Below are 16,821 nucleotides of genomic sequence, written 5' to 3' on the forward strand. Positions count from 1 at the left end.
TTCCAACCGCTGTTAACCTTGTATAATCGTATAACGAATCCTTGCGGATTCTAAACGGCTTCAGGTACGGTAAACCAGAAAATGCTCCCGCCTGCCGGGGGACAATCGAGACCGATCTCCCCGCCTGCCTGCTCGACCAGGGATTTGGCAATGGAAAGCCCCAATCCCGCGCCGCCGCTCTCACGTCCCCGGGAGCGGTCCACCCGGTAGAAACGCTCGAATACCCGTTCCCGGTCCGGTTCCGGCACTCCCTTTCCCTGATCCGATATCCGGATGCGAATGCGATGTCCCTGCTCCGCCAGCCCTTCCACGGCTATAGCACCACCCTGCGGGGAATATCGGATCGCGTTCTCGAGCAGATTCTGCATTATCCGTTGAAGCGGCTGCGAGGGAAGCCGGCAATAAAGAGGCTGGTCCGGAAGCTTGACCTCAAGGGTGATCGAAGCCGCTTCCAATTGAGGAGCGAACCGGGGCAGCAGCTCCAGCAGACTGTCTTCAAGCAGGCTCTGCGACGGCTGCTCATATCCATCCTCGCGTGGAGAATCTCCTCTGTCCAGCATGGACAGCTCGAATAATTGCTGCATCAGATGCCCAAGACGAATCGTCTCCGCGCGGATGGTTCCCATATAACGGCGGACCGCAGCTTCATCATTTACTATGCCGTCCTCCAGCGCTTCGGCATACGCCTGCAGGGAAGCCAGCGGCGTTCTGAGATCATGCGCCATATTGGCTACGAGCTCGCGCCTGGCGACTTCAGCCGCCTGCAGCTGGTGGAAGCTTGCTTGCAGCTTGTCGCCCATCTCGTTGAACTGGCCGGCCAGCAGCTTCAGCTCCACAGGTCCGACGAGCGGGACGCGGGCCTGAAAGTCCCCGTCCGCAATACTCGCCGATCCTTCGCCGATCCGTTTCACAGCCGCTTCAATGGGACGAATAAGAAGATAATGCAGTATGCCGGACAGCAGTCCCGCACCCAGCGAGACGATGGTCAGCCAAATGAACTGCTTCTCTGACAGCAGCATGAATCTGTAGAACAGAATGAGCAGCGCAATAATAACGAGAATACTTATGGCATTGGTCAGCAGCAAATAAATACGCAGCTTCATGACTGCCTCTTGCCTTCAAATTTATAGCCAATGCCCCAAACCGTCTTGATCCAGCCGGGCTCGGAAGGCGTTGGTTCCAGCTTTTCCCTCAGTCTGCGGATATGTACAGTCACCGTGGTCGTATCGCCATCGAATCCGGTATCCCAGATGAGACTGAGCAGCTGGCTGCGCGAGTACACCCGCCCCGGGTACTCCGAGAGCGTGAGAAGCAGGTCAAATTCCTTTACGGTGAGCTCCGCTTCCGTGCCGCCCACGACAACACGCCGTTCATCCGGATAAACGGATAAGCCCTCAAAATGAATCTCCGCCCGAACAGACTGCGCAATTGCCCCTTGTGCTCCGCCTGCTCCCGGCAGGGAAGCGTTTGAAGCAGCCGCGCTTGTGCCGACACGGCGCAGTATATTTTTCACCCGCAGGACAAGCTCCCTTGGACTGAAGGGCTTCGTCATATAATCATCCGCGCCCATCGTCAGCCCAAGCAACCGGTCAGGCTCCTCGCCCCGCGCTGTCAGCATAATAATCGGCACATCGCTTGTTTGCCTGACCGCTTCGCATACCTGCCAGCCGTCCATGCGCGGCATCATCAAATCGAGCACAAGCAAATCCGCCCTGCGTTCCTCCCATAGCTCCAGCACAGCGGCTCCGTTATGGGCAATGCGGACCTCGTAGCCCTCCCGTTCCAGATACCGGCGGCACACATCGGTTATGTTGCTTTCGTCATCGGCAATAATGATGCTGCCTGCCACATCGGCGCCCCCTCCGTGCCCCATTTTTGATGCTTCTATTATACCCTGCTTACAGTTATAACGAATATTTCTTCTATATCATAACGCGGGAACGGTATTTTATTACAAGCATAACGGATAACCGTAAACGAAGAAGAACGAAAAGATTATAGAGTTCTAACGAATGTATTACGAAAGTATGAACGGAAGGCCGGATGATGTTAAGACGAGGATCAAATAAAGCAAAAAAAGCCCCATACCCCGAAGGGTATGAAGGCTTTTCGAAAGAAAAGATAGACAGAGCGATTAGATTTGGCCTTGAATTTTATTTTTCAAGGAATCTTTGGATTGCAGACCAACCATTTTGTCAACCGGTTGTCCGTCTTTGAAAAGGATCAATGTCGGAATGCTCATGACTCCGAATTGGGAAGCCAATTCAGGCTCTTCGTCCACATTGATTTTACCGATGGTGGCTTGGCCGGTCAATTCCGTGGAAAGCTCTTCAACGATTGGAAGCTGCATTTTGCAAGGTCCGCACCATGGAGCCCAGAAATCTACAAGGGTTACGCCGCTTTCGATGCTTTTCGTGAAATTATCTTTTGTCAATGCTACTGCCATGATAATCATCCTCTCAATTATAAGTTCCGGGTGCTCCGGCTGCTTGGAGGGAGCTGCCCGTTATACCTTGTTCCTTAAAAAAATCAACAATCCTCGCACTCGTGAATTTGACCGAGTACATCCGTAATCGTAATGCCGCCGAAGTACTCCTCCAGCTGCTTCTCCGCCTTGCAGAAGATACCATCCATAACCTCCCGCATATTGGAGCCGACTACACAATCCATATCAGGATTGCCGGAACACCAATTAGGGATGACGGATCCTTGAGCCAATAAGCGGTACACATCGGCCAAGGTAACGACCGAAGGATCGAGCGTCAGCCGGTAACCACCGCCTGCGCCTTCCCGCGTATCGACATAGCCGCCGCGCCGCAGATAGCTCATTACTTTACGTATTCTGGCTGGATTCGTGGCAACATTGTCGGCGATTGCTTCGCTCGAAGCCATTCGGTCCGGACGATATGCCAAGTATACCAAACTGTGTACGGCTATCGTAAATTCGCTGTTCATGCGTTACGGCCACCCCGCTTTGTACTGTAATAATATCAGTTACAGTTGAAAATGTCAACAGGGCAGGCATTGATTATTTCGAATTACCTCGCATGAAATTCATACCTTCTCTACAGTTTAAAATACCCTGTTCAGATGGAGCCTACTCAAACTTTTTTCAGCGGAGGCCAGGGAGAGGCATTCATTCCTCCCCGGGCAGATCGAACAAATCCAACTGCTCCACCGGATCCGCCTGCGGATCCTCACCGAAGAATCCGCGCGGCGGCGTCTGGCCCAGCATGGCCATCAGCTGCAGCGCATTATCCGCCGCATCCCCGCCGGAATTGTTATTGAACAGAATACATACCGTCTCTGACAGCTGCTCCAGCCTGATCAGCCGCTGAGTCCATTCCTCAAGCTCCTGCTCGTTATAGCGATACAGGTACCGCACCTCCCGCCAGTTCGGCTGGCCGCTCGACAACCAGCCGTCATTGCTGCGTCCATGCAGCCGCACAAGCGTAAGCTGCGGATCCACCGCCGCTTCCACAATCGGCACGGAGCCGTCCCCGACCTGGGGTTCATCGCATACCGTATGAATCCACCCTTCCTCGCGCATGAAAGTTAATGTCTTCTGCATCATATCGGGCTTGAACCAGCTTTGATGACGAAATTCAAGGGCGACCGGAATATCCTCCATCCTTTTCTTGGCTGACCGCAGTACGGCGATATTGTGACGATTGCAATCAAACCATGGGGGATATTGAAACAGGACAGCTTTCAGTTTGCCTGCTTCAATAACAGGAGCGACCGACTCACGGAAATCACGAAACATAACCTCCAGATCGTCTTCAGAATATGCTTGGCGCGTATGCCCTGTCATGCCCTGATAGGCTTTAACGACGAATGAGAAATGACCGGAAGTGTCTCCGGCCCACTTCCTGTACAAGCTGTCTTTGTGAATCGCGTAATAGGAGCTGTCCACCTCTACTAATGAAAAAAATTTGCTGTATTCCTTCAGTCTTTCCTGCGGCTTGATGCCAGCCTTATAAAGCTTGGCATGGTCTCCCCATCCTGCCAGTCCAATTGAAATCAAGGTTATGCCACCGCCTTCACACAAAAATGAGGTTGAAATTATTTTATAATACCCCGATGCCTGGTGAACACATGGGAGTATTGTAATATAGCCCTGAATATAATTACATCATGTTGATACAAGCTTAACAATCAAACGTTAAAATATACTGAATTGATTAGAAAACAGTCATATAAAATGGTAATTTTATCAAGATTGGACAACAGTGTCGGATCAAGTTTTGCAATATAAGGAGAATAAAATGAATCATCGATATACGATTAGGGATATCGCCCGGATATCTGGTTTTTCATTCAAGACCGTGTCACGGGTGATCAACGACGAGCCCAGTGTGAAGCCAAGCACACGGGAGAAGATATTGCAGGTCATTGCCGAGACGAACTTTAAGCCGAATATGTACGCCAAAAACCTGAATACCAAAATCAATAAAAATATCCTCGTCTCCATCCGCAAGACGCTGGGGCAGAACACGACGCAATGGTTCGATTACCTGATGTCCTTCATGATCAAGGAAGCCCGCGATAAACAGTACATGCTTATTCAGGAAATAATCTGCGACGATGCAGACCTGCAAAATTCGATGCTGGAAAAATCCGGCGGCTATATCGATGTTCTTGTGCTGTTCTACGTGGATGATAATGACAAGAGAATCGAAATGGCACAAAGAAACCATATCCCCTATATCTCCTTCGAGAAAAACCCGCTTGCTCCAATCTCTATCGCCAACAATAACAGACTGGGGATGACGCAGGCAGCGGAGTTTCTGTTTGCAAGAGGTTTAACGACCATATGCCTGCTGCTCGGTGCGGCAATCGGTGTCAACCTCGACCGGGCCGAGGCTATTAAGGAAGTATATAAGCTGCACAACATTCCTCTGGATCGTCTGGAGGTCATTTACAACATGAATAATCTGGAGAATATCAAGCGGTTTGTGGACAGGCGGATTGAAGACAACAGGCTGCCTGATGTTTATTTTGTATCGGGAGATGAAAAAGCGATTGCGGTGTACAACTCGGTATACGCACACGGACTGTCCATTCCACAGAATGTGTCCGTCATGGGCTTCGATAATATTCCGATCTCAAAATATTTTTATCCTCCGCTTACCACTATGGGACAGGATTTCGAGAGACTCGCAAGCGAGATGTTCATTGTCATTGAAAAGCTGATCGGACAGGAGCAGGACATCCTGCCTGTGAAAGTGGATCCACAGCTGATCGTCAGGGAAAGCGTCAAATAACAGCGGAAGCGAAGCTGTGCGCGAAATGATACAATAGTAGAAAAATTACGATTGCGAGAGGATCATAGATGATGCATATTGACTTATATTCCGATGTCGTTTGTCCCTGGTGCCGCATAGGCAAGCATAATTTGTTTCAGGCGCTTGAGCTGTGGGCAGAGAAAGGCGGGGAACCGGTTACGGTGTCCTACCATGGATATCTGCTTGACCCGACACTTCCCGAGGAAGGACTTCCCTTCAATGATGTGATGAGATCGAAAATAGGAACAGAAGCCCAACTGAAGCAGATGACCGAGCATGTGACACAGGCCGGCGCTGCAGTAGGCGTCACATTCCGCTTTGACCTGGTGAAACGGATGCCCAGCACCCGGCTGGCCCACCGCTTCGTAGCCTTGCTGCCCGCAGAGCTTCAGGCAGCTGCCATAGATGAGCTGTTCCGCGCATATTTCGAGGAAGGCCGGGATGTCGCCCAGCTCGACGAGATCCGTGCAGTCCGTGCCGCCATCGGTGCGGAAGAGTCCGTCATCACCCGTTTGCAAAACGGCGAAGGTGCAGATGTGCTGGAAGCTGATCTGGCGCAGGCCCGCAGTCTTGGCATCACAGGCGTTCCTTTCTTCGTATTCAACAACCGCTACGCCCTGTCCGGCGCCTATCCCGCAGATAAGATTGTTCAGCTGCTGGAACGGGTCAGCAAAGGAGAATAGTCGGCTTTTGCAGGTCAGGAAGAAACGGCGGTCTCCGTCCTTTTCCGGCTAAGCCAAGTTTCTTCCCTCAGATAATATAAGCAAAGTATGGAGGAGATTTATACTTTCTTATATTTGAACAAAATAAAGCAGGTGACGATAAATCCAGTCACCTGCTGGCCGCTCGGAGAGCAAAGAAACTTGCAAGTGCCACCAAAGGCTGGCGCGCTGCAAGTTTCTTTTTTTTCTTAGGCTGCCTTACATATCCGCTTCATACTGCTTCGACATCATAATGGATTGGTCCAGACTGTTGAATTGAACCGTCCAGCCATAGAATTCGGAAATCGAGCGGACCGGGATGTACACGCGGCCGTCTACGACAACAATGGAGGTGCCTGTCACAGCCGAACCGTTCAGCGTGATCTGCTTGGGATTGACTGTGCTGTATACCGATATATTGTATCCATTGGTCACTGTAGTCGTTCCGGCCGCCTTATCGAATGTAATCGTTCCGCCCGTAGCTTCCGCCCAGTAACGGACCGGGATATATGCCGTTCCGTTTTGAAGAATAGGCGTGGAATCCATCGCGGTGACTGTACCATTCACGGTGAGATTCTTGCTGTTGACTTTCATTGAAACGCTGGAGGTCTCGAATATCGTTCCCAAACCGCCAACGCTTCCGGTTGAACCGCCGCCTGTCCCTGTTCCGGGAAGCGTACCGGGCATTTGGAATTTATCGCTGTTCTGGGCAATGATACCGCCAGTCAGCGAATCAGCTGTCATGAACATATGGTCGTAGGCTGTGCGCAAGTCGTTGTAGGCAGCCGCATAGCTCGCCTGATCATAATGATTGAATGAATCCAGCAGCTGATTGATATGCAGTTTCAAGCCCTCGGCAATTTCATTCTCATTGAAATAGGAAGGATTGGCGGCAGTGAAGAAGCGCGCCTGCTCCATGCGGTATTTCTCCAGCTCAGCCGCAGCCGCCGCACGGTCTGTTTCACTGTTTGCAGCCGTCGCTTTCACATAATCGGCAAAGTAGCCGATATGCGAAGACCAGAGAGGCCGGAAAGCCTCGCCTGCCGCATTGCCATACACGCTGGTGATCGCCGCCGTCAGATCAGCGGTGTTATCGCCGAGCGATAAGGATGCCGCTTCAAAATCCGGTTTGGCATCATTGCCCTTCTGCATGGTCAAAGCTGCAAGCAGAGCATGCTCGCCGAGCAGACGGCCAAGTGTGGAACGCAGATCGGAAGCCTCCTGATTGCTGCTGAGTGAAGGGAATTTGGCCGGGTATTGAGCAGAGATTCCTGCCGCAAGAGCATCGCCTGTTTCGAACATATGCGCATAAGCTGCGCGGGTATCCGCATAAACCGCGGAGTAATCCTTGTTCACATAGGCATCAAAAGCATCCAGCAGATGATGAATATGCATTTTCAAGCCCTCGGCAATGACCTCCTGCTTGAAGTTGTCGGGGTTAGCGTTTGCAAAAAATGCAGCCTGCTTCGTCCGGTAATCCTCCAGATCGGCAATCGCCTTCTGGCGCCCTTCCGGATCATTGGCCGCTGTCGCCTTGACATAGTCGACAAAGTAGCCGATATGCGTGGCCCAAATGGTTTTGAACTCTGCGCCTGCGCTTGCTCCATAGACGGAGGCAACGGCCGCTGTCAGATCATCCGTATTGGCGCTGAGCGCATTCGCGGCATCGTTGAAATCCGCTGAAGCATCGTAGCCCTTCTGCATCGCAATAACAGCAAGCACGGCATGCTCGCCAAGCAATTGTCCAAGACCAGCCCGCAAATCCTGAGTAGCCCCTTTGGCATTCTGGGCTTGCGCACCCGCCAATGCTGGAACGACGAGCAACAAACAAGCTAATAATACCCCGACCTTCGCTTTCATACCCTTCACTGTTCATCTCTCCTCGATATGTAGGATGATTGCCTTCTCAACACTTATGACTTACACCTCGGATTAGAGACTGAAACTGCTTTCATTAAAAAAATGTGAAGGCTCTCACCATCCAGAAGTTGCTAATTTCTCGAATATAAATAGGTATATAATTGATTTTATGGGAATTTTTATATGTTTTGTGTAACAGCAAAAAACCTCCCGCCATAAGGTTGGGGGAGGCAAGCAATTGCAAAGAAACAGTGAAGCTAAATCCGGACAAGATTAATGCAGAGCCAGAGTTTGCTTAATCGCGGCGTTAAGCTGCGTAAGCTTTGGCGTCTGAATTTTCACATCGTCGGTTAGGGCATATTTGTTCTTCAGGGCAAGAATCCGCGTCACACTTTCGTTGATCCGTTCTTCGGTAATGTCTCCCTTGCCCACGCTCTTCTTCAGCGCCTGGATCACGCTGGCCACATTATCATATTCATGGGCCACCAGCAGAATATCGCTGCCCGCCATAACGGTCCTTACAGCTGCCTCCCCCATCCCGAAATGCTCGGCGATCGCTCCCATGGTCAGGTCATCCGTGATCACCACTCCCTTGAAGCCAAGCGTGCCCCGCAGCTCGTCGGTAATCACTGTCTTGGATAAGGAAGCCGGATATTTGGGATCCAGCTTGGGAAATAAAATATGGGCGATCATCACGGCATCCACACCCTCATCGACCGCTTCTTTAAAAGGCAGCCATTCAAAGGACTGCAGCTGGGTCAGACTTTTGTTCACCACAGGCAGCTCCAGATGGGAATCTACGGAAGTATCGCCGTGGCCGGGAAAATGCTTCACTACCGGAATGACCCCGGTCGATTGAATCCCCTTCATCACTTCCATCCCCGTGTCCGTTACCAGCTTTGCCGTCGCTCCGTAAGAACGGTCCCCGATAACGGGGTTATCGGGATTGCTGTTAATATCCAGAACGGGTGCAAAATCGACGTTAATCCCCATTGCGCTGCAGGCCTCGCCGAGAAAAGAACCGATCTTCGCAGCATAGTCCGGCTGGTTCACTTTGCCCACGGCTCTGCCGGTCGGCAGATCGCTGACCCCGGGCAGACGGCTGACCCTGCCGCCTTCCTCATCAACAGAGATGAACAAGGGCGCCGAATTGCTGCCGCGGTTCCATTCCTTGATCCGGTTCACATAAGCTGCGACTCCTTCCGGGCTCGTCAGATTGTTTTTGTAGAAAATAATGCCCCCAACATGCTCATCCGCAATCATTTTCCGCGTCTGCTCCGTGGCGCTGCTTCCCTCTACGCCGGCAATAATCATCTGTCCCAGCTTTTCCTCCAACGTCATCGCCTTCACCTGAAGCCCGATTTCATCGGAGGGAGATGAATTACCCGGCTCATTGCCGGAACCGCTGTTGCTGCCGGTATCCGGGAGAGCGGAGCCCTCATCCGGCTCAGGCTGATCACCGGCATTCCCATGCTCCTGATCCGGCTGCTGTTCCACGGATCCGGCGGATCCGCCCGTTTGATCCGTTTGCCCTGCCTGTTTATTGCCGCATCCTGCCGTAAAGCAGCAGATGCATATGATAACGGCTAGCCATCCCGCTTTTAATCTCATAAACTGCCCTACCTCCGTTATGTCGTCCTTCACTGCATGTCAATCCATGTTAGTTTACACTTAATCCCGGCTGCTTATAATCGGCCCACATGCTATAGACGTGCGCAGCATCAATTATGTTCTGGATTTTATAGATTGAAAAAAACAACAAAAAGCCCTCCAACCGGAATTGAAGGGCTTCTTGTTTATTTGTGATTGCTGCTATAACCGCCATTACTTTGCGGCTCAACACTGCTAGATGGTCCACAAGCTCCAATCATTGCGGCGTTTGCCGAGGACATCGATCCAGCGGAAGGTAATGTCAAACAGCTGCTCCCGGGCAGCCCTCGAGGAGAAGGTATGATCCGCCTGCAGAATGACCTCCTTGTCGCAGCTGCCTTCCTTGCGCAGCCAGAACATCTTCTGGTACAGGAAGCAGTAATCGACGGGCACTACTTCATCGGCAGTGCCGTGGACGACAAGCACATCTCCGTTGAAGCTCCGAAGCTCGGTCAGAGGCTGGAACTGCGCCAGGGAATCGGTGAAGTGCTTGGTCAGCTCGTAATGCATATAGTCGCTTTTTCCCGAAAGTTCAATCTCTTCGATGGTGCGGGTGCCGACGATGTTGCGGATATCCATGAAGGGATGTGCCACACCTGCCCATAGAACCAGTGACTTCACCCGCGGGTCGCGGGCTGCCGTCAACACGGCAATCGCGCCTCCCAGACTGTGGCCGAGCAGAATAATCCGGTCCGGATCGACCAGATCCAGGCAGTAGCCGTAATCAATTACCGTCCGGGTCTGCTCAATCATATCCTCAAGTCCGCCGCTCCCGTAATCTCCTGTGCTCTCGCCGCATCCTCCATAGTCGAAGCGCAGCACCAAATAGCCGTTATTCGTCAATCGTTCGGCTGCCTCGACAAAAAGCCTGTCGGTTCCCATCCGGTTGCCGATAAAGCCATGGCATATAATAATAAGCGGAAATTTATCCGCCGCTCTACTGCCTTCCCGATCCAGCACCGGATACTGCAGCACTCCGGATAAAAGAAGATCGCCGCTCTTAATCGTTATGGGATGATTCATGAATCGCACCGCCTAACCCTATAATTCCTACCTTTATACTATGAATTAAGATTAACATGATAATTCAATCCCGTCAATATGTGAATACCTGATTTGTTTGATATCCGCTTTACGTCAGTTTTATTTCAAGCCTCTGGTCATTTAGTATTTCCCCCGCATCTGGAAATTTACCCGGCTGCAGCCTCGGAATTTATATCGCTTATTTTGTGTAAGATATATTGACATGTAATTGACGCAAAGAATATAATGCAAATAAGATCACAATGACGTGAATCGAAAAATGTAATTGGCCTGCACACTGACGTGCAGCTCAATTTGGCAAAGAGGCCGCAGATACAGTTGATTACAACTGTGCTGCGGCCTTTTATTGTGTTTTGGAGCCTGTTCAACAAGCCGGCCCACTAACGAAACGATGAGAATTGGAAGGGGTTTTTGCCATGATGGATCGGAAAAGCTTTTTGAAAAGCGGACATAGCCCTACGCTGTTGAGTTCATTTTTGTACTTTGATGTCAGCTTTATGGTATGGGTCCTGCTTGGTCCGCTCGTTGTGGTCATTATGGGCGACTATCCTATGGACGCCTCGCAAAAAGCCAATCTGGTGGCGCTCCCGGTACTGGGCGGCTCTGTACTGCGTCTCGTGCTCGGATATTTAACCGATGTTATCGGTCCCAAACGCACCGGACAAATCGGCATGCTGCTGACCATGGTTCCGCTCGTATGGGGCTGGAGGTTCGTAGATTCACTGAATGAGCTTTATATGGTCGCAGTTCTTCTGGGAATTGCCGGGGCTTCATTCGCCGCTGCGCTGCCGCTTGCCAGCCGCTGGTATCCGCCGCAGTATCAGGGATTGGCGATGGGAATTGCCGGGGCCGGCAACAGCGGCACTGTTTTTGCAACGCTGTTTGCCAACCGGATCGCCAACTATTTTGGAGACTGGCATGTGGTATTTGGACTTGCCATCATACCTGTCTCCATCGTCTTCATTATCTTCAGTATATTTGCCAAAGACAGCCCCTCGCAGCCGGCGCCGCGAACATTATCCGAGTACGGCTCCGTTCTCAAGCAGCGCGATACCTGGATGTTCTGCATCCTGTACAGCGTCACGTTCGGCGGATTCGTCGGCATGTCCAATTACCTGACCATCTTCTTCAACACCCAATACGGGCTGAGTCCCGTCCGTGCAGCGGACTTTACTACAGTCTGCGTCATTGCCGGCAGCTTTTTCCGTCCGATCGGAGGATGGCTGGCCGACCGGATTGGCGGCATCCGCATGCTGATGGTATTGTACGGCATTGTGGCCATCATGATGGCCAGTATATCCTCGCTCCCTCCGCTTTCGCTCATTACCGTACTTCTGTTCATCGGCATGATGAGCCTCGGGATGGGCAACGGCTCTGTCTTCCAGCTGGTGCCGCAGCGGTTTCAGAAGGAGCTCGGCATTATAACGGGCATTGTTGGGGCGGCAGGAGGACTTGGCGGTTATTTTCTGCCCAAAATTCTCGGCAACCTGAAGCAGTCCACCGGCTCCTATACTCCGGGCTTTCTCATTCTGAGCGGGGTTGCGCTCGCCTGCGTCGTGCTCATCTTCATCATTCAGGGCTCCTGGAAGAAAACCTGGATTGGCAGCGGCGGCAAAGCCCGAGAGAGCCAAAACGCAATTCAGAACACGATCGCGTCGTAAGCGGGGTTTTACGGACAAAAATCCGCACAGGCATATTCGCACATGATTGGAGCTTTTATGCCTTTCGCCCGGTCAGCACAGCAAAATTATAATGCTTGAACAAGCAATCCACATCTGTGAAGCCAGCTTGGGCGAGCCAGCCCAGCTGCGATTCCACCGTTGCATATTTATCAAGCTTCATCCGCTCCAGAGCCAGATCAAGATTGTCCTGGGAGAGCCCGCTGCCGAGAACCGCCGCACGCCATGTCTCTTCGTAATACCGGTGAATGGCCGGCGTGCTTCCCAGCACCTGATCGGCATTAATGAACAACCCGTCATCCTCAAGCAGTGTGTAAGCTTTGGCATAAATGGCCTGCTTGGCCGCATCCTCCAGATGATGAATGGAAAGCGAAGAAATGATAATATCGAATTTCCCGCTGTATTCGTAGGCCGAATAATCGGCGACGATATATTCAACCCGGGACGGATGGCTGAATCTGACCTTGGCGATATCCATCATATTGGAGGAGAGATCGATAAGGGTCAGTTCGGCATCCGGATATTTCTCCACAAAAAAGGAAGAAAATAATCCGGTTCCCGCTCCCAGATCCAGGATCCGGGGGGCTTTTCGGCTATGCCGGGAAAATGCGACCGGGATACCATAGAAATCATCGAAGCTTGGGATCAGCATCCTTCTTTGCTGATCGTACTTGTCTGCAATTTCGTCGAATTTCACTTTTACCTGATGGCTGTCCTTGTTCATACTCACGGCCAATCCCTCCTACGCATGGATCCGAATGAAGTTATCTTCTGATCCCACTGTATAGGATGTACCTGTTATTCTACAAATATATAATTACTATTGTTCTAATAGTTTCTTCCTATAGAATGATAAACAACAAAGACAGAGAGCATATCGCCGGCGTAACCGCATTCCCTATCTTCAGCAGCTCACTCCGTACTATCTGAAGAAGGATTCCTTTGACCCATTATGTAATGTTCATAGGACGCCGGCGTATTCAAATTGACAAAAGCCTCTTCTTCTTCCTCCGTAGTTCCGATCCGGACAGACTGGAGCCGCTCCAGCAAATGCATGACACGGTGGTCTCCCCGCTCAAGCTGCTGCTGGATGACGGATGCCGTGCGCGTGTGGTACAGCGCATGAAAAGGCTGCCCGGAAGTGCGGATGATATCCGGTCCCGATTCTCCTGTATGGACCGCCAATTCCGCCAGGCGCCGGAGGAGCGGGACAGACAGGACAGGCATGTCGCAGGCCATAACAAAGACGTAGCCCTCCTCCGGTACGCTGGATAATGACGCATGCAGCCCTGCAAGCGGTCCGCAGTCTGGATAGCTGTCCTGCACGAAGGAAATGCAAGCCTCCGGATTGCCCGTTCCGGAGCCGGAAGGAAGCTGGCCGCTGCTATTTCGCAATCCGCCGCCGGATGTCTGAAATCCGGGTCCGCCGCCGCCCCTTGGTATGATCCGGGCCGGCCATTCATCGCCAGACTCCCGCAGAACAGCAAGGTAACGCTCCTCCTGCCCGTTGTCGCGAACCGCAAGGGTAATGCTCCAGATGCCGGCATCCAGCATCTGCCTGATAATCCGCAGAAGCAGCGGCTTGCCGCCGATGTCGAGCATGGCCTTGTCCGTTCCCATCCGCAGGCTTCGCCCTCCGGCCAGAATAATGCCCTGCCGGATCCCGGCTTTCTGTTCATTCCTGTCCCCCATGCTTTCACAACCTTCATAAGCTTTATTATGCCAAGATTGTACCCGCATTACCGGACAAGAACAAGTCTGCTCCCCGCAAATGGCTTCGGATCGCAAGCTAGAATCCGGAAGCCAGCTCGATCGTTCTTGCCAGACCGGATTCAATGATAGCCTGCGCTCGATCCTGATACTGATTATGGCCTTCGATGACAATGGATTCCGGGCTTTGGATGCCCCACAGACCTATTGCGCACTTCACGTAGTTTAAAGCCATTTCCAGCGATTGCATATGCGCCATTGAATAATCCCCACCCCGGGCACTGAGCAGCACGACCTTCTTGTCACCCGCCAAACCAACCGCACCCTCCGAAGTGAACCGGAAGGTTTTTCCGGGCTGTGTCAAATAGGCGATGTACGTAATCAGCGGAGCCGGTACCGTCAGGTTCCATAGCGGAAATGCAAAAATTATTTTATCCGCAGCAAGAAATTGATCCAGATAACGGTTGGCCACAGCCGCTGCCGCTGCTTCTTCCGGGGATGCTTCCATGCCCTGATCTATTTTATTAAGACCAGTAATCATTTTGTTCCCGTAATAGGGAAGCTCCGCTTGATACAGATCCAGCTCGGTGATGCGATCCAGAAGGTGGGTTTCCCGGTAAGTGTTCAGGAAGCTCTCATACATTCGCACACTGACGGATTGATCCGCCGGGCGGTCATTTGCTTTTACGAATAACACATTTGCCATGTCAAATATCTTCCTCCCGCAGTAAAGTTGGATAAGGGCCCTCTTCTCTTTCAATAATAAAGCAAATCCCCTGACAGCCTATTGTCAGGGGATTTCTTGGGATGACGGAGAAATAATCCACTCCGGCAGCCTGTTCTATTTTATATCAGGACCGTAAAAAGGCCATTATTCATTATTCTTTCTTCCCTGCCGCTGTTCGAATCCATACCGTCATCTCGCCCTGGCCGCGGTTGCCCCACAGGTAGTAAGGCACGGCGGTTAAATGGACGCTCCTCGTCTGCCGTGTTGATGAGAGCGGCAGATAAGGAGCGTCATCAGCCTCCCAGACCGCTTCATCTTCGATCTGCCCTTCCCCTTCCACAATGACCGCACCGCCCAGCAGCCCGGCCTCATAACGCGCGCCCAGCTCGGCTTCGCGCACAATGGAAACAGCCGCAAGCGGACTGCCATTGTCCGTCTGTTCCAGACAGTACACAAGCGGACCCCGCTGGATGGCGGCTTTGCCCGCATTCGCCCGGATCTCCGGTCTTGCCGCAATCAGCTGCGCCTGAAGCTCCAGTTCCCATTCCACCACGTCGCCCTCCGACCACTGCCGATTGATCAGCGCATACCCCAGCTCAATATCGTAGGGGGCAGGCGAACCATTGACGGTCAGTCCGGCCTTCCCGGCGCACCAATCCGGAATTCGCAGAGCCAGCGTGAACTCGCTGCCTGAAGCTGCAGGAGTCACCTCGAAGCGGACCTTGCCTTCCCAAGGCAGTCCAGATACCTGCTTCATCTTCACACTGCCGGCCGCAAGCTCGAAACTCGATTCGCTGCCGATGAACAAATGCGCATATACAGTATTGGTTTCAGGTGATGCCGTATAAATATAATCGTTCAAGGAGCATAAGAGCCGCGCCACATTCGGCGGGCAGCAGGAGCAGCCGAACCATTTCTGGCGGACCGCCTTCACATGACGCCTTCCCGGGTTCTTCTCCGAAGCCTCCGGCCACACCTCCAGCGGATTGACATAGAAGTAATGCTTGCCGTCCTGCGACATGCTTCCAATTACATTATTATAGAGCGCCCGCTCCAGTACGTCGGCGTATTCGCTCTTAGGCTCCAGCTGCAGCATCCGGCTGGCGAAGAACATAAGCCCGATTGAAGCGCATGTCTCGGCATATACCGTATCGTTGGGCAAATCGTAATCGAAGGAGAAGGCTTCCCCGTGATGAGTGGAGCCGATTCCGCCTGTAATGTACATCTGTCTGGCGGTGGTATTGCGCCACAGTTTCCGGCATGCTTCCAGCAGGGACTCGTCGCCGGTCAGTCTGGCCAGGTCTGCCATCGCAGCATACATATAAACCGCCCGGACCGCGTGGCCCACCGCCACTGACTGCTCCCGCACCGGCTCATGCGCCTGGAAGTAAGCCAGATCAGGCGATGCGGACTCCTTTTGCGTCCAGTGGCTGAATCTTCCTCGTCTTTCCCACTCCTTCACGAAGAAGCTGGGCTGCTCTCCCCTTGCATCGATAAAAAAACGGCTCAAGCGGAGATACCGCTCCTCACCCGTGACGCGGTACAGCTTGACCAGCGCCAGCTCGATTTCCTGATGCCCGTCGTAACCGCGGAGCTTGCCCGGCTCCGGTCCAAACACGGAATCGATATAGTCGGCAAATTTGCACATGACCTCCAGCAGCTTGCGCTTGCCTGTCCCTTCATAATAGGCGACCGCCGCTTCCATCATATGCCCGGCGCAGTACAGCTCATGCGCCTCCTGCAGGTTCGTCCACTCCTTGCCCGGCTCCTTGAGCGTAAAGTAGGTGTTCAGGTAACCGTCCCTGCGCTGCGCCGCTGCAATGAGCTCAATTACGCCATCGGCTGTCTTCTCAAGCTCGGGATCGGGATGCCCGGCCAGGGAATAACCAACGGCCTCCAGCCATTTGGCGACATCACTGTCCTGAAAGACCATCCCTCCGAACTCGCCCTCCGCAAGCCCTGCCGCAATCCGGAAATTCTGAATCGCATAGCTGGGGGCGGCATCTGCAATCCGGTCATTCAGCGCATCCCACTGATACGGAATGACCGTATCCCGCACCAGCTCCATATAGCCATCCCAAAAGTCATCCCGTATGCGCACTTTGGGCTTCTCATTATCCCGTTGAGTCGAAAGATTCATGATTATCCTCCTTCAGTGATCA

At 52.4% G+C, this 16,821-nt stretch carries 15 protein-coding genes; 3 read left to right on the top strand and 12 right to left on the bottom strand.

From position 1 onward, the window contains the following. Positions 1-50 precede the first annotated feature (50 nt). The 5 genes from AC0YOA_RS24210 to AC0YOA_RS24230 form a co-directional block, all read right to left on the bottom strand. On the bottom strand, positions 51-1,103 hold the full coding sequence (locus AC0YOA_RS24210) for a sensor histidine kinase (RefSeq protein ID WP_475788817.1): 1,053 nt from the start codon (positions 1,101-1,103) through the stop codon (positions 51-53). Continuing rightward, complete coding sequence (locus tag AC0YOA_RS24215) at positions 1,100-1,849, bottom strand: response regulator transcription factor (protein ID WP_475788818.1); 750 nt, start codon at positions 1,847-1,849, stop codon at positions 1,100-1,102. The genes AC0YOA_RS24210 and AC0YOA_RS24215 overlap by 4 nt, the downstream gene beginning before the upstream one ends. Positions 1,850-2,134: 285 nt before the next feature. Further along, positions 2,135-2,446 carry a thioredoxin gene (gene trxA, locus AC0YOA_RS24220; RefSeq protein ID WP_210039080.1) on the bottom strand — a complete coding sequence of 104 codons (312 nt, stop codon included), beginning with the start codon at positions 2,444-2,446 and terminating at the stop codon, positions 2,135-2,137. Positions 2,447-2,529: 83 nt separating this feature from the next. Beyond that, positions 2,530-2,955, bottom strand: a complete 426-nt coding sequence (locus AC0YOA_RS24225; RefSeq protein ID WP_210039081.1) for an RrF2 family transcriptional regulator — start codon at positions 2,953-2,955, stop codon at positions 2,530-2,532. A gap of 181 nt (positions 2,956-3,136) precedes the next feature. Then, on the bottom strand, positions 3,137-4,027 hold the full coding sequence (locus AC0YOA_RS24230; protein WP_475788819.1) for a DUF72 domain-containing protein: 891 nt from the start codon (positions 4,025-4,027) through the stop codon (positions 3,137-3,139). Between the two features lie 241 nt (positions 4,028-4,268). Here AC0YOA_RS24230 and AC0YOA_RS24235 point away from each other — a divergent pair, with 241 nt between their 5' ends. Both AC0YOA_RS24235 and AC0YOA_RS24240 read left to right on the top strand, forming a co-directional pair. Further along, entirely contained in the window at positions 4,269-5,267 is a 999-nt protein-coding gene (locus tag AC0YOA_RS24235) for a LacI family DNA-binding transcriptional regulator (protein ID WP_475788820.1), read from the top strand. 68 nt (positions 5,268-5,335) lie between these two features. Beyond that, the gene (locus tag AC0YOA_RS24240; protein WP_475788821.1) at positions 5,336-5,971 is read left to right on the top strand and encodes a DsbA family oxidoreductase; all 636 of its coding nucleotides are present in this window, start codon (positions 5,336-5,338) and stop codon (positions 5,969-5,971) included. Between the two features lie 237 nt (positions 5,972-6,208). Here AC0YOA_RS24240 and AC0YOA_RS24245 read toward each other — a convergent pair whose 3' ends face one another. The 3 genes from AC0YOA_RS24245 to AC0YOA_RS24255 all read right to left on the bottom strand — a co-directional run bounded on the left by AC0YOA_RS24245 (position 6,209) and on the right by AC0YOA_RS24255 (position 10,522). Continuing rightward, positions 6,209-7,849 (bottom strand): copper amine oxidase N-terminal domain-containing protein, encoded by a 1,641-nt coding sequence (locus tag AC0YOA_RS24245; protein WP_475788982.1) that lies wholly within the window; start codon positions 7,847-7,849, stop codon positions 6,209-6,211. Positions 7,850-8,122: 273 nt separating this feature from the next. Beyond that, positions 8,123-9,460 carry a beta-N-acetylhexosaminidase gene (nagZ, locus tag AC0YOA_RS24250; RefSeq protein WP_475788822.1) on the bottom strand — a complete coding sequence of 446 codons (1,338 nt, stop codon included), beginning with the start codon at positions 9,458-9,460 and terminating at the stop codon, positions 8,123-8,125. 234 nt (positions 9,461-9,694) lie between these two features. Then, the gene (locus AC0YOA_RS24255; protein ID WP_475769584.1) at positions 9,695-10,522 is read right to left on the bottom strand and encodes an alpha/beta hydrolase family protein; all 828 of its coding nucleotides are present in this window, start codon (positions 10,520-10,522) and stop codon (positions 9,695-9,697) included. 440 nt (positions 10,523-10,962) lie between these two features. Here AC0YOA_RS24255 and AC0YOA_RS24260 point away from each other — a divergent pair, with 440 nt between their 5' ends. After that, positions 10,963-12,204: a nitrate/nitrite transporter gene (locus AC0YOA_RS24260; RefSeq protein WP_475788983.1), complete on the top strand. Its 1,242-nt coding sequence runs from the start codon at positions 10,963-10,965 to the stop codon at positions 12,202-12,204. 55 nt (positions 12,205-12,259) lie between these two features. On the opposite strand, the gene AC0YOA_RS24265 is transcribed toward AC0YOA_RS24260, so the two are convergent. From AC0YOA_RS24265 to AC0YOA_RS24280, 4 genes are all read right to left on the bottom strand, one after another. Beyond that, the gene (locus tag AC0YOA_RS24265) at positions 12,260-12,946 is read right to left on the bottom strand and encodes a class I SAM-dependent methyltransferase (RefSeq protein WP_475788984.1); all 687 of its coding nucleotides are present in this window, start codon (positions 12,944-12,946) and stop codon (positions 12,260-12,262) included. A gap of 188 nt (positions 12,947-13,134) precedes the next feature. Next, positions 13,135-13,914, bottom strand: a complete 780-nt coding sequence (mobA, locus tag AC0YOA_RS24270; protein WP_475788823.1) for a molybdenum cofactor guanylyltransferase — start codon at positions 13,912-13,914, stop codon at positions 13,135-13,137. A gap of 97 nt (positions 13,915-14,011) precedes the next feature. Beyond that, on the bottom strand, positions 14,012-14,638 hold the full coding sequence (locus AC0YOA_RS24275) for an FMN-dependent NADH-azoreductase (protein ID WP_475788824.1): 627 nt from the start codon (positions 14,636-14,638) through the stop codon (positions 14,012-14,014). A gap of 172 nt (positions 14,639-14,810) precedes the next feature. Beyond that, positions 14,811-16,799 carry a glycoside hydrolase family 127 protein gene (locus AC0YOA_RS24280; RefSeq protein ID WP_475788825.1) on the bottom strand — a complete coding sequence of 663 codons (1,989 nt, stop codon included), beginning with the start codon at positions 16,797-16,799 and terminating at the stop codon, positions 14,811-14,813. Between the last annotated feature and the right edge of the window lie 22 nt (positions 16,800-16,821).

Source organism: Paenibacillus sp. JT22N12, from assembly GCF_056269365.1.

Bases quoted from the DNA above. Each gene is read 5' to 3' on its own strand.
- AC0YOA_RS24225 (WP_210039081.1), bottom strand. From the start codon at position 2,955: ATGAACAGCGAATTTACGATAGCCGTACACAGTTTGGTATACTTGGCA.
- AC0YOA_RS24240 (WP_475788821.1), top strand. From the start codon at position 5,336: ATGATGCATATTGACTTATATTCCGATGTCGTTTGTCCCTGGTGCCGC.
- AC0YOA_RS24255 (WP_475769584.1), bottom strand. From the start codon at position 10,522: ATGAATCATCCCATAACGATTAAGAGCGGCGATCTTCTTTTATCCGGA.
- AC0YOA_RS24280 (WP_475788825.1), bottom strand. From the start codon at position 16,799: ATGAATCTTTCGACTCAACGGGATAATGAGAAGCCCAAAGTGCGCATA.
- AC0YOA_RS24245 (WP_475788982.1), bottom strand. From the start codon at position 7,849: ATGAAAGCGAAGGTCGGGGTATTATTAGCTTGTTTGTTGCTCGTCGTT.
- AC0YOA_RS24210 (WP_475788817.1), bottom strand. From the start codon at position 1,103: ATGAAGCTGCGTATTTATTTGCTGCTGACCAATGCCATAAGTATTCTC.
- AC0YOA_RS24260 (WP_475788983.1), top strand. From the start codon at position 10,963: ATGGATCGGAAAAGCTTTTTGAAAAGCGGACATAGCCCTACGCTGTTG.
- AC0YOA_RS24265 (WP_475788984.1), bottom strand. From the start codon at position 12,946: ATGAACAAGGACAGCCATCAGGTAAAAGTGAAATTCGACGAAATTGCA.
- trxA (WP_210039080.1), bottom strand. From the start codon at position 2,446: ATGGCAGTAGCATTGACAAAAGATAATTTCACGAAAAGCATCGAAAGC.
- AC0YOA_RS24235 (WP_475788820.1), top strand. From the start codon at position 4,269: ATGAATCATCGATATACGATTAGGGATATCGCCCGGATATCTGGTTTT.
- mobA (WP_475788823.1), bottom strand. From the start codon at position 13,914: ATGGGGGACAGGAATGAACAGAAAGCCGGGATCCGGCAGGGCATTATT.
- nagZ (WP_475788822.1), bottom strand. From the start codon at position 9,460: ATGAGATTAAAAGCGGGATGGCTAGCCGTTATCATATGCATCTGCTGC.
- AC0YOA_RS24275 (WP_475788824.1), bottom strand. From the start codon at position 14,638: ATGGCAAATGTGTTATTCGTAAAAGCAAATGACCGCCCGGCGGATCAA.